The sequence below is a fragment of the Bradyrhizobium sp. JR4.1 genome, from assembly GCF_040548605.1.
Classification (GTDB): domain Bacteria; phylum Pseudomonadota; class Alphaproteobacteria; order Rhizobiales; family Xanthobacteraceae; genus Bradyrhizobium; species Bradyrhizobium canariense.
This window is the reverse complement of sequence record NZ_JBEPRY010000034.1, coordinates 13042-25315: the sequence shown is the minus strand read 5'-3', so window position 1 is coordinate 25315 and position 12274 is coordinate 13042. Positions and strand designations below refer to the sequence as shown.

Below are 12274 nucleotides of genomic sequence, written 5' to 3'. Positions count from 1 at the left end.
CAACAGGATAGTTTGCAGATGAAACGCCTAGTTAACCCTTTGAACGTCTCGCGCTTCCTTCGAGGATATGACGAGGCCGCTGCTCAGAAAGGTATCAAGCTTTCGATCGGGTTCGATTTTCACAAATATGTATCGATTACAAAAGCGCTTCCGACTAAAGCGCCGACATATCCAACTTTCCGCCCGGATCGCTCGTCCATTAAACTAGGTGAGGGATACTGGATGATCGGCCTCGACAAGAACGATGAAGTCGCGCTTGTGCAGGCTGCGCGGCTGTTTGACCTTTCGCACAGCAATTTTGCAGAGCATCTTGAATCCCTGAAGGCATTCTATGCTGATCCTGCGACACAGGCACACCCTGAGGATCGTTGTAGTTGCACGGCGCCCAGTGCGAAGAAGATTAAGGGAAAAGTGGCGTACCACGGGGATTTCTGGTTGCGCAAGGATTTTCGAGGACAGCGCATGCCTGAGATCATGGCTGCCGTGTTGCGTGGCGTGTCGTTCTCAATGTGGGCTCCCGACTTCCTCGTTGGACTTCCTGAGCGCTGGCTACTGTCTAAGGGCGTTCTTGCGCAGTACGGGCATTTGCATTGTGAGCCAGGCGGATCGGTGCTGCATCTGATACAAGATGATATTGTGGCCGACGATCTACTTGCCTGGTTAACTGGTGAAGAGTTGGAATGTCTTGTCAATCGCCACGAGAGAAGCGAGGTGGCATTGTGCTGGGGAGTCTCGGCACTACATTGCTAAAGACAGGCAATATGCCACACTAGCCGCGTGCCTATCAGCGCTCCGGTTGCAGCGGTTTAGGATACGGCGCGCAAGAACGTCATTCTAGTCATTGCTGATGAGGTTATGAATCTCCGGCAGACTCTCCGGGAAGCTTCAGCCTTGTATGACCTTGTTCCGGACCTCCTTACAAAGGGCAAGATCATCGGCGGCGGTTTGCCAATTGGAGGGCGGGAGGAGGTGATGAGAGTATTCGACGCCTCAGCGGGCGGACCTCTACTTCTCGAGGCGGGAGGTTTTCGGCCAATCCTCTGTCTATAACAGCTGCTCTTGCCGCGATGAAGCATCTAGATCATGCGGCTTTCGCAAATTTTGACGAGCTTGCTATGTTGTTCGGGACGGATTGCTCGAGCTATCTCAAAAACGAGGGCGCCGCTCTCTGTCGCTGGAGCGGCCTCCCTATTTCGAATTCATCCGATGGCCGAAGGCCCCGAATGACAATCGCAAAGCCTATCCCTCGCCCAGCGCATCCAAACTCATGAAGCAGCTTGCGGAGTATCCCTCCGCCAAAGCTTTCAATTACCCACATTTAGTCGAACGGGCTGAGGGAGCGCACCAACTATTGCATCGCAGGAATCGACCGTGATTCCTTGTCTGGCACCGATTCGCAGGGGGCGGTGCCAATGGACGAAGAAGCCGATGCATGGTTTGATCGCGAGCTCGCTGAGTGAGGCGGACATTCTGGCCGGCCACTTTCAATCGACGCGTGAGCGCACGATTGCCACCGACGGTCCCGTTCTAGGGTTCAGACTCAATTGATCCAATAAGCGACGAGAGCGGCGAGGTGGACGGCGGCCAAGAAGTTTCTGGCAAGTTTGTCGTAGCGAGTAGCAACACGCCTGAAATCCTTGAGCCGGCAGAAACAGCGCTCGATAACATTGCGCCCTTTATAGAGGCGCTTGCTGAAGCTGTGGAGGGTTACCCGGTTGGATTTGTTTGGAATGACGGGTTTCGCGCCCCGATTGACGATTTCGGCGCGAAAGCCGTCGCCATCGTAGCCTTTGTTCCCAATGAGGGAAGACATGGGCGGCGCGAGCTTCAAAAGGGCCGGCCCTGCGGCAATGTCTGCGGCTTGTCCCGGAGTGAGATGAAATGCGCAAGGTTTGCAATCAGGGTCGCTCAGCGCGTGGATTTTCGTGGTCCGCCCACCGCGCGAGCGGCCGATCGCCTGTTCACACTCCCCCCTTTTCCGCCGCTCGCCGAGCGATGCGCTTTGATCGAGGTGGAGTCGATCGACAAAGCCACTCGGTCCTTGCCGCAGCGGGCGAGCGCTTCAAAGATCGCCTGCCAATGTCCGCGCTTAGCCCAGCGATTGAACCGATTGTAGATCGTCGTGTAAGGGCCATAGTCGGACGGGCAATCGCGCCAGCGTGCGCCGCACTGGAGCATGTGAATGATACCGCTGATAATGCGTCGATCGTCTTCGCGCGCCGGGCCGGTCTGGTTCGTTGGCAGATGCGGCTCTATCTGAGCCCACTGCTTCTCGTTGAGCCAGAACAGTCCTTTGCGCATCGAAGTCCCCCGTGCCGAATCAACTTGGCACGAGGGAATCAGAACTCGCTAATTAGGTACAGACCCTAGTGCTCCATGATACGACCGAGTTCAGCTATCAAAGAGAGAACCCAGACGCGATCGGGATCACCAAGCGCATAAACAGCGGCCGGGACAAGGCGGGCCGCCTGAGATCGCACACGGTTTGCGGCATCCTGATGCACTCGAGCTTGGCGGTGACGACCGAAGGGCTGCCGCTTGGACTGACGGCCGTCAAATTCTGGACCCGGAAGAAATTCAAGGGGACCGCCGCGCTTAAGAAGAAGATCAATCCGACGCGTGTTCCCATCGAGAAGAAGGAGAGCATTCGCTGGCTGGACAATGTCCGTCAATCCACGGAGCTGCTGGGCGATCCGGGACGATGCGTCCATGTCGGTGATCGCGAGAGCGACATCTATGAGCTGTTCTGCGCGGCTCGAGAAGCCGGAACGCATTTCGTGATTAGGACCTGCGTTGATCGTTTGGCTGGGGATGGAGATCACACGATCGCCGACGAAATGGACGAGGTCGCCGTCAAAGGGCTGCATTGCATCGACGTCAGAAACAACAACGGCGATCCCGATGAAGCCGTCCTCGAGATCAGATATCGCAAGCTTCGCGTCCTGCCGCCGATCGGAAAGCAGAAGCGCTATCCCGCGCTGATCTTGACGGTGATCCATGCCGAAGAACGCGTGACGCCGAAGAATAGAAAGAAAATCGAGTGGAAGCTGATCACAAATCTGCCTGTTAGCTCCCGCACCGACGCCATTGGGAAGTTGGAATGGTATGCTTTGAGATGTAAGATCGAGGAGTTCCACAGGATACTCAAATCAGGCTGCAAAGCTGAGGAGTCAAAGCTCAGGACCGCCCAGCGTCTGACCAATCTGATCCCGCTCTTTTGCATCCTGAGTTGGCGGGTCTTTTGGATGACGATGCTCAACCGTGCGGCTCCAGACGCGCCGCCAACCCTCGCGTTGACCGCGACCATCGGCGTGCTCGATCGCCTCGTCAACGACAGACCAAAAGCAAGACGGAAAACGCTCTCGCGTTATCTGATCAAGGTCGCCCGGCTCGGCGGTTATCTCGCCCGCGCCAGCGATCGGCCACCCGGCAATACCGTCATTGTGGCGCGGGCTGTCACGCCTCACCGACATAGCGCTAGGTGTCATGGTCGGAGGAGAATTTGTGGGTAATTGAAAGCTTCGCCGTATGCGTACCTTGCGGACGTCTTTGTGGAGAACGGCATCATGTTCCCGCACGGCGCCGCTGCTTCGATGTCAACACCCATGACTCGTGACGCTGAGTTGGTCGTGGATGTATTTGTAGGCTTTCTAGACAGCCATCGAGTGTCTGCTGGAAAACATAGAGGAACTACTCGTGGTGCCAACGAAGGCTAAGCAATTGCACGGGCTTGCAAGCGTTGGCGCGGACCTCGCCGGTTGCAATCTGCCGTTTCGGTAGAGGTGAAAGCGATCACTCCTTCGAGCTCGAAATATGGCGGTGGCCGACGGCTTTCCTGGCATCCAGTTGGTTGCGTATTTGCAGATCAGAATGGCTTCGCGCGAATCCTGTCGCTGCAAGCGGGGCAAGCTTATAGACAGCGTGTAGCGATCGTTGATTGGTGCGAGAGATCTCTGGACTCTTCGAATTTTCGGGACGGCACAGAAGCGTGCGCTCGCAGATGCGACAATCTGTCGTGATAACTCTGCATCGGTTGGACGGCACCGCAAAAACTCCCTCTCCTGGTGCAGCCAACCAGAGCGCTGACTGGTAGGTGTCGATAAAACGATGCAGCGCCCTCCGCTTCAAAAACGGGAGAGCGACTTGATAGCTCACTTCTAAAGACGGCGCTCAGTCGCCGCCCGTTGAGCACTACAGCGTCCTATTTGATCTAGTAGCTGCGAGATTGCCCTGCCATGGGTAAGTTCGCATCTCTGAAGATACGAGAAGGCTGTTCCTCGGGATATGTAGAGAGTCTCCCCGACTTCGCCAAACCGCGTACTGTACCTAATTTCACCAGGCTGGAGCGCACGCCTGCAGAGGGAATGAGAACGACATGAAGGAACAAATCGTGCCTCCTGAAGGTGGTCGCCCGAAAGTGCACTTTCGGAACACCGCGTACGTCATCAACAAGAGCAGGTCATTTTTTGATGCAGCTCATACCGCTGGTCTCATGGCTGTTCAAGGACGTTCTACGACCGGACGCGCATTTGCGTTAGGCACCGGTCCACTTGATGGTCGGCGGGAGATAATTGATTTTGTACGGTGTTCCTATCTGGGGCTGGACAATCATCCTACGATCGTAGCTGGCGCGATCGACGCGATCGAGGCACATCGATCGCTGCACTGGTCTTGCGCACGAACGCGACTCAATTTCGATTTCCTGGCAGAGCTTGAGGCCAATTTGTCGGAAATGTTCTGCGCGCGTGTAATCGCCTTTTCAACCGTCATGCTCGCTAATCTCGGAGCCATGCCCCTTCTTGCTTCTGGCATGTTGACAGAAGGCGCGAAGCCGGTGGTCGTGTTTGATCGCAACGCGCACCTATCGCTCGCGTATCACAAGCCGGTCGTTGCGGATGAAACGCGCGTGGAAACCATTGCGCACAATGATATTGACGCTCTTGAAGGCTTGTGCCGTAAACACCCGGTAGTTGCCTATGTTTGCGATGGTGTCTATTCGATGGGTGGAAACGCGCCCATCAAGGAGCTGCGCGACCTCCAGGAACGTTATAGGCTCTTTTTGTATATCGACGATGCTCACGGCATATCGCTATTCGGACGCCATGGCGAAGGATTTGCTCGCACTCAGTTCCCGGAAGCTTTAGGCGATCGCACAATCATAGCAGCCTCGCTCGCCAAGGGATTCGGAGCATCGGGCGGCATGTTGATGCTAGGAACGGCAGAGCAGGAAGCTCTGTTTCGACGTTACTCTATTCCCTATGCATTCTCGGTGGCCCCCAATTTGGCGGCAGTGGGCGCGGCGCTGGGCTCTTGTAAAATCCACCGCTCGGCAGAACTTGGCGAACGTCAGAGGCAGTTGGGGCAACGGATCAAGGTGTTTGACGCTCGTGTAGCGACGGTCGAGCAAGGCAGTTCACTTCCAATCAGAATGGTTTCTATCGGATCGGAAGCCAAGGCGATTGCAGTGGCACGAGAGCTTCTCGACGCCGGCTTTTACACCTCGGTGATCTTCTTTCCTACCGTTGCCCAAGGAAAGGCAGGGGTTCGAGTGTGTGTTACGGCAGATCATCAGGTTGGCGACATAGAACGGCTGTGTGACTGCATTTTAGACAGAGTACACCAGGCCAGGCTCGACGAAGCAGCAAAGACCGTAGCGCAGTAATAAGACCAGTCGCCAGCAGGGAGTCCACGAGGCAGGATAGCTGGAATAATGTACGCCTGCGACGAGGACATGAGCGTTCATTTAGCTGTGGACACTGTGCTCCTTTTCGAAGGTCATCCCCCTGAGCGCAACGAAAGGCGCTCCTTTCGATCGTCGGAACCATGGTAACAGGAAAGCTGAGAGAAGGTGATCCGGGCGTTGTCCTCGTGACTGGAGGAGCACGCGGCATCGGACTTGAGATCGTGCGGCGGTTCTTGGCGGATGGCTATCGAGTGGCCTTCGTGGCGACACAGGCGAAGCACGTGCAGCATGCGCTCGAAAGCCTTGGCTATTCGGAAGAGCGCCTATGTGCGGGGGTGGTCGACGTCACTCAGGAAACTGAGGTGACCCGGTTTGTTGACCAGATTCGGCGACGGTGGGGGGTAATCACGGCTTTGGTAAACAATGCCGGAATCTCTCCAAAGCGCATGGACCAGAACGTTCCCTGGCTTTCGCAAATGTCGTCTCAGGAATGGGCAAAAGTCATCGATGTCAATCTAAGCGGCCCGTTCTTTCTAATGCGTCTCTTAGCGCCATCAATGATTTCAAACGGCTATGGACGTATCATCAACGTCGGCTCTCTGGCGGGTCGCGCCGTGCCGCTGATCGCAGGTCCGCATTATGCTGCATCGAAAGCGGGATTGGTCGGGTTAACCCGCGCTGCTGCCCGTGATCTCGCGCCATACGGTGTTACGGTGAATTGTATCGCCCCGGGTCGGGTTCTCAGTGATCTAACTGGGCCGGCAGACGCGGCGGTGAACCGTTCCGCTCTCAGCCGGATTCCTGTCGGTCGTTTCGGAAAGGCCGAAGAGATTGCGGACCTCGCTGCTTTTTTGGCCTCGCCGGAGGCGAGCTTTATTACGGGTGCGACGATCGATATCACGGGTGGCGAGTTCGCTGCCTAGCTGATGAGCGTCGTTGCGGCGCAGTAGCGTTCCTTATGAACTAGATTGAGTTCGGATGGGATCAGCCACGAAAAACAATCTACAAAGATGCAAGCACTACAACTTCTCCGGCCACTGACGTCGTCGGCTTGGCCGTGCCATGATTTCCCAAAGGGGAAGCCGTGCTTGGAATCGGTGCGAATATTTTAGAAAGACGACAGCTTGATCGCTGCCGGTGGAGATGCATTAGCAATAATGTGCTGCTGCATCTCACTTGCGTAACATCTTCCAATTTGACGAAGACCGACATGGAACTGGAGGAACGGCGCCGAGGCTTGTGTCGGACTCCAGCATTGTGCGCTCTACCGGACAGGAATGTCGCGTTGAAGATGCAGGAATTGCCTGGTGGATCTCAGACGCTGAAGTCCAGCATCGGATTCGAGATGATAGTGGTTCGGCATACGAGCGCCTGCACGCCAATGGTCCCAGCGGCCTGTGATCGGGCGAGGAAGCGTAGGTGGTCCTTCACGACTGTTCCTAGCACTCTCGAACGGCTGATGAAGGGCGTCGGGTCCGTTCAATATGCGGAACTTGTCGGGCATCTCGTCTCTGTAGCGCGGCCTGTGTCCCATCTCCTGCAGCGGAGGGTTCTGATGGCGCAGGGGAACAGAGAGTGCATTTCACGGCTCACAATGCCCGTATACCTTTAGCTGCGCTTTCTCGCCGCTTGAGATAGATCACATTGAAAGCGTCGCCTGTCGTGTCGAAGCGAAATTGTTCGAGACATTGCGCGGCGGCACGGTCCTTGCTGCCTCCACGGAGCTTCCGTTCAGCAGGTCGGTCGAGAATCAGCGAAGGCGAGCAGGTGGATCAGAAGACATGCATGGGGAAAGTCGTGTGTCAGCTCTCATAACCCGAAAGCGTCCGGTGCTGGGCTCTCCAGAACGGTGTGGTGCTTACGGGCACCGCATCCGCGGGCTAATAAGTTGCAAAGCATAGCTATGGCTGAAGAATGAAGCCAACCAAAGAGGCGTTGTCGCAGTTACGAGTGGTCGAAATTGGTAGCTCAGCTGCGACAAGCTACTGTGCGCGGCTGTTTGCCGACTTCGGCGCCGAGGTTTGGAAGGTCGAGCCGCCGACCGGCGATCCACTTCGTTCCAGCGCTCCGCTGAGCCCAGGTGGCCAGAGCGCGTGGTTCGCGTTCCTGAACTTCAACAAGTCAAGTATCGTCATCGATGCTGCCGACCCAGGAGCGGTCAAGCGACTGACGCTGTTGATTGAGGATTGCGACATTCTGGTCGATGGCCGTGATGTCGATGGCGCGAACTGTCCACCCGTTGATGTCACCGCAATCCGACGACGGCGACCCGCGTTGATCTACCTGGATGTGAGCTGGTTCGGCCAGGACGGGCCTTATGCTGAATTCACCGCGAGCGACTCGATCGTTCGCGCCCTTGCCGGTCTCATCAAGCTGGTTGGGCCAGTCGAAGGACCTCCTTTGCACGCGCCGGATTTCCAGACCGGTATCCTGGCGGGTCTATGGGGCTTTATCGCAGCTGCTTCGTCAGTGTTTGCGCGAATGCAGAGTAGAGCAGGTCGGTCGTACTCGCTCAGTATCTTCGAAGCATGTATCTCGCTCAGCGAGTATCAGCTATTTGAAGCATTTCAGCGCGGCGACGTGATGCGCCGGATCGGCATCAATCGCTTCTGGCCGAATTTTCCAGCAGGCATCTATGAAACAAAAAAGGGGTGGCTTGGCGTCACAACAATAACCCCGCCCCAGTGGCGTGCGTTCTGCGACATGCTCGGCCTTCCTCAATTGCGTGACGATCCAGCTCTAGTGCTCGGTGCCGACCGTCTGAACCATATAGAGCAGATCGAGCGACTGATCATCCCAAGGCTTAGGAAGCGGACCGCGCAGCAGTGGTTTGCCGAGGGACTAAAGCGCAAGATCCCGATTGTGCCGGTGCCAGAGATGTCCGATCTTCTCCAGGACAAGGAGAAGATCGAGCGTAGTGCAATCGCCCCAATTCTGCTCGGCAAGGAAAGAGCGCTGACGGCTGGCTCGATGCAGCGGCTGACATTGACACCGCCGCGCCGCGGCGGAAAAGTTCCGTGTCCCGGCGAGCGGCAGGCTCTGACGAATAGCCGATCGAACTCCGCAACGGGCGTGTCGATGTTCGTCGACTGCAGCAGTGCAGCCGAAAAACCTTTGCTGAGAACGCGCGTCATTGACTTTTCCATGGGCTGGGCTGGCCCGTTGTGTACGCGGACCCTTGCTGACCTCGGTGCGGACGTGATCAAGATCGAGGCGATCCAGTACCCGGACTGGTGGCGCGGTGTCGATCGCCGGCCGGATTACGTAAACCGTCAGATGTACGAGAAGACGCTGCGTTTCTGCATGATGAACCGAAACAAGCGCGGCATCACACTCGATCTGACCAGACCCGAGGGCCTCACCCTTGCTAAGCGGCTGATAGCGGGCGCCGACATTGTCGTCGACAATTATTCGGTGGATGTGCTGCCAAAGCTTGGGCTCGGTTACGAAGTGCTGAGAAGGCTCAACCCCGGCCTCGTCGTGATGTCGATGTCGGCCTTTGGCAAGAACAGCGCTTTTCGCGATTGCCGGGCATACGGCTCGACGCTGGAGCAGGGCTCGGGGCTACCGAGCGTGGTCGGAAGTGCCAATGGGCCGCCGGTAATGAGCCACGTTGCGTTCGGGGATGCTATAGGTGGTCTGAATGGTTGCGCTGCAGTTCTTGTCGCACTGATCCACGCCCGCGAGACTGGGCAGGGGCAGTTTATCGATCTCGCGCAGATCGAATGCATGATGCCGCTTGCTGCTCCATGGATCATTATCCAATCGCTTTGCGGTACGTCGACAAGGTACGGCAATCGGCATCCTCAGTTTGTGCCGCACGGCTGCTTCCGCTGCGCCGGAGAAGACGGCTGGATTGCAGTGGCTGCGACCGACGCGGGTATGTGGCAGAGGCTTGCGAGCGTGATCGGCCGAGGAGACTGGGCTGCTGACCCCTCGTTGAAAGTTGCGGACCGCCGCCGTTCGATGGAGGATACGATCGATAGGGGAATCGAAGCCTGGACGCGCACACGTGATGCAGATCAGGCAATGTTCCAGCTGCAGGCCGCGAGCATCGCAGCCGGCGTTGTGCGCCTGCCAATCGACCTGCTAAAGGATCCGCACCTAAGATATCGTTCATTCTTTCAGGACGTTAAACGCGCTTTCATCGGTCTGCACCCGCAATCGTCGATCCCGATTCGTGAAGGCGCACGGCCTCATTCGATCTGCCGAGCAGCACCCGTTCTTGGAGAACATAACACGGAAATTCTGACCGGCCTTTTAGGGCTCTGCGAGCCGGAAATCGCCGATCTCAAGAGGAAAGGCATCATCGGGACGAGAATGCTCTCGGAGGTGGAGCTGAGCCAAAGACGAAGCTCTCAAGAAACCTCGACGATATAGCCTCGCGTTTACCTGTGGCTCTCACGGCGGCTTGAGGACAAAGTGTATGCTTGCGCAGTCGCAGATGTAACGGAATTGTCAAGGAAGGACCGGATTGTCTGATAACAGCGAAGTTGCACTTGTATTTGAGTCATTGGCGTCGGTCGGCGCCCCATGCGCTAGATAGAATATGTGAAGATCCGCATGCCTTGGGTCGAAACGACTGCCACCTTGGCCTGAGGAGCGGGCTCAAAGATCGCCGGTCGTCCTGACTGGATCAGCTGGCTAGTCTACAGGACAAAGACATCGTTGGTCGTCCATGAACTCGAACCCACCGATCGCACGACCCTCTGCAGGCCGCTCGACACTGGTAAGATCGACCGCCTGGAAGTCGGCTGCTATTCGGGAATAGTCCAGCGAGATGGAAGTGGCACTGAAGTCAACTACCAGTGCTCGCTGTTGCTCCGGATATGTACCCGTGTCATCTATACGTTCGACATCTGCTGCAAAGGTCGAGACCGCTGCAAAATAGCTTTGCGCGAAGGCGAAGCTGAAGGAACAGCGCTTACACAGCAGCGACTTATAATCTGTACCTAGCGGAGCGTTCCTTCGGCTGCTTTGCTGCCTCCTGCTGCTCTGAAACAACATGTGCGGTGTTTAGGTCATAGAATGTGGTTTTCGACCGGCCGGCAGGTCGCTTTAACATGAGAGGCGTTTGAGAGAGGAGTACGGCATGGCGCGTAATGGTCAAATGGCGCTCGGATTATACGTCTTACAGGCGGGATATATCGAGGGAGCTTGGCGCGATCCGAGCGTGCCCAAGACGGGCGGAGTCGATATCGAGCATTATGCGCACCTTGCGGCGCTTGCCGAAGGCGCGGCATTTCACTTCGTGTTTCTTGCAGATAGCCCAAGTGTCGTCGAACGAGATAATGCAAACATAGCGCGGGCAGGCCGAAACGATACGTTTGAGCCGATCACGCTGTTGTCGGCTCTTTCATCAAGAACAAAAAATATCGGCTTTGTTGCAACAGCGACCACGACGTATCACCAGCCGTATCATCTCGCACGTATGATTGCTTCCCTTGACCACCTCTCGCACGGGCGTGCCGCTTGGAATATCGTTACCTCCGGAAATAAGTTCGAAGGGGCGAATTTTGGTGATGAGGAGATTCCAGAGCATGACGCGCGATATGAGCGAGCTAGAGAGTTCGTAGGCGTCATGAAGGGACTTTGGGATACATGGGAAGACGACGCCTTCGTTCGTGACAAGCAAAGTGGAACCTTCGCCGACACGAGGAAGCTGCACTTCCTCAATCACCGTGGAACCTATTTCTCGGTCAGAGGCCCACTGAATATCGCACGGCCGCCCCAAGGCTACCCTGTACTCGTCCAGGCTGGCTCATCCGAGGCCGGAGTGAGATTCGCTGCAGAATTCGCCGAAGTTGTATTCACCGCCCAGCCTTTGCTTGAAAGCGGTAAGCAGTACTACACAGATCTAAAGGAGAAGGCTCGTGGGCTGGGACGCGAAGACGATCAGATATTGGTGATGCCGGGCATTGTCCCGATTGTTGGGAGGACCAAGCAGGAGGCCTCCGATAAGCTTAAGAAACTGCAGTCCTATACACATACAGACGTGATGACGGAGACGGCAGATCGGTGGCTGGGGTTCGTCACCAACCTGCGTGCGATCAATTTGGACTCGCTAGTTCCTGCCACTTTGCCGGAGACGAATTTCATTCAAAGCCGCCAGAAGGTGCTCCTCGAGCTAGCTGCTCGCCAAGGAATGACCTGGAGACAGCTGATCCGCTCGATATCGGATTCGCGCGGACATCTAATGGTGGTCGGGACGCCTAATGAGATAGCCGACATCATGATCAATGCCTTCGATCAATATGCGGCCGATGGATTCAACCTCATTCCCGCGATCGTTCCGAGCGGGCTCAAAGATTTTGTGGAGCTCGTCGTTCCTGAACTGCGCCGACGCGGTAAGTTTAGGTCGGAAAGCTCCGGGCAGACTCTTAGAGAAAACCTCGGGCTCAAGCGGCCACCCAATCAGTTTACACGAGCGGCGTAAGCCATGCTTTGGCTACTTGGAGGCAAAGGGCGCTGAGCGCTGTTTAAGCGGAACCGTGCTGATGCGGCATAGCTGGAGCCGGAGGTCGGAAGCCGCCGCAGGTTCGAAGCGGGCACGTGAGGCCGCTCCGGCTCGTCTGCGCCCGTGGTTAGCTA

General features: G+C 56.5%; 6 protein-coding genes and 1 pseudogene. 6 read left to right on the top strand and 1 reads right to left on the bottom strand.

Features of this window, described 5'->3' with window-relative positions:
• Positions 1-18 precede the first annotated feature (18 nt).
• Entirely contained in the window at positions 19-750 is a 732-nt protein-coding gene (locus tag ABIB90_RS37455) for a hypothetical protein (RefSeq protein ID WP_354101788.1), read from the top strand.
• A 790-nt stretch (positions 751-1540) separates the two neighbouring features.
• On the opposite strand, the pseudogene ABIB90_RS37450 reads toward ABIB90_RS37455, so the two are convergent.
• Positions 1541-2301, bottom strand: a pseudogene (locus ABIB90_RS37450) (IS5 family transposase).
• Positions 2302-2369: 68 nt separating this feature from the next.
• On the opposite strand from ABIB90_RS37450, the gene ABIB90_RS37445 reads away from it, so the two are divergent.
• The 5 genes from ABIB90_RS37445 to ABIB90_RS37425 all read left to right on the top strand — a co-directional run bounded on the left by ABIB90_RS37445 (position 2370) and on the right by ABIB90_RS37425 (position 12119).
• On the top strand, positions 2370-3512 hold the full coding sequence (locus ABIB90_RS37445; RefSeq protein ID WP_354202511.1) for an IS4 family transposase: 1143 nt from the start codon (positions 2370-2372) through the stop codon (positions 3510-3512).
• An 863-nt stretch (positions 3513-4375) separates the two neighbouring features.
• Positions 4376-5662, top strand: coding sequence for an 8-amino-7-oxononanoate synthase family protein (locus tag ABIB90_RS37440; protein ID WP_354101786.1), 1287 nt, complete (start codon positions 4376-4378; stop codon positions 5660-5662).
• A gap of 161 nt (positions 5663-5823) precedes the next feature.
• The gene (locus ABIB90_RS37435; RefSeq protein ID WP_354202510.1) at positions 5824-6606 is read left to right on the top strand and encodes an SDR family NAD(P)-dependent oxidoreductase; all 783 of its coding nucleotides are present in this window, start codon (positions 5824-5826) and stop codon (positions 6604-6606) included.
• Positions 6607-7597: 991 nt separating this feature from the next.
• Positions 7598-10063 carry a CaiB/BaiF CoA transferase family protein gene (locus ABIB90_RS37430; protein ID WP_354202509.1) on the top strand — a complete coding sequence of 822 codons (2466 nt, stop codon included), beginning with the start codon at positions 7598-7600 and terminating at the stop codon, positions 10061-10063.
• A gap of 712 nt (positions 10064-10775) precedes the next feature.
• Positions 10776-12119 carry an LLM class flavin-dependent oxidoreductase gene (locus ABIB90_RS37425; protein ID WP_354202508.1) on the top strand — a complete coding sequence of 448 codons (1344 nt, stop codon included), beginning with the start codon at positions 10776-10778 and terminating at the stop codon, positions 12117-12119.
• Positions 12120-12274: the final 155 nt, after the last annotated feature.

Coding starts and splice junctions, on each gene's coding strand:
- ABIB90_RS37435 (WP_354202510.1), top strand. CDS start 5,824: ATGGTAACAGGAAAGCTGAGAGAAGGTGATCCGGGCGTTGTCCTCGTG.
- ABIB90_RS37455 (WP_354101788.1), top strand. CDS start 19: ATGAAACGCCTAGTTAACCCTTTGAACGTCTCGCGCTTCCTTCGAGGA.
- ABIB90_RS37425 (WP_354202508.1), top strand. CDS start 10,776: ATGGCGCGTAATGGTCAAATGGCGCTCGGATTATACGTCTTACAGGCG.
- ABIB90_RS37440 (WP_354101786.1), top strand. CDS start 4,376: ATGAAGGAACAAATCGTGCCTCCTGAAGGTGGTCGCCCGAAAGTGCAC.
- ABIB90_RS37430 (WP_354202509.1), top strand. CDS start 7,598: ATGAAGCCAACCAAAGAGGCGTTGTCGCAGTTACGAGTGGTCGAAATT.